Origin of the sequence: Halomicrobium sp. IBSBa (genome assembly GCF_017612575.1) — an archaeon.
Classification (GTDB): domain Archaea; phylum Halobacteriota; class Halobacteria; order Halobacteriales; family Haloarculaceae; genus Halomicrobium.
In genome coordinates, this window is sequence record NZ_JADPQC010000053.1 from 1 (window position 1) to 417 (window position 417).

At 63.3% G+C, this 417-nt stretch carries 1 protein-coding gene; it reads right to left on the reverse strand.

All coding sequences use genetic code 11. From position 1 onward, the window contains the following. Nucleotides 1-93: 93 nt before the first annotated feature. Nucleotides 94-417 (reverse strand): HTH domain-containing protein (locus tag IL252_RS17415; protein WP_208629069.1); only part of this gene is annotated, 324 nt, incomplete at its 5' end.

Here is a 417-nt window from a genome sequence, read left to right on the forward strand (position 1 = left end):
GGTCAGTCTGGTGCTTCAGGCGGGAGGCGGACACCCCACCACAGTGTTGTACAGGACGCCACTAACGAACGGACTGAGCCAGTCCAGTGAAAATCACTGGTCCGGTTCGTGCGGGAGCGTCGTCGAGTCCGCAGTGAGCGCGTCGATGCAATCGGTGACGGACCACGTCGTCTCCCCGTCTGTACACGGATACACGCCGACCAGATCGTCGTCCGCGTAGACGGCGACGGCTATCATCGGGAGCCGCAGCACCTCCGTACTGCCGCCGACCAGAAGCGACGAGGTCCGCGTCTCAAAGGGCGGTCGAAGACTCAGCCCGCGCTCTTTTGCCCACTGTTCGTACTGGTCGACAGTCGCCAGCACCTCACCGTGCTCGCCCTCCTGAGACACCGGAATTTCCTCGGGCCATGTCTGGAC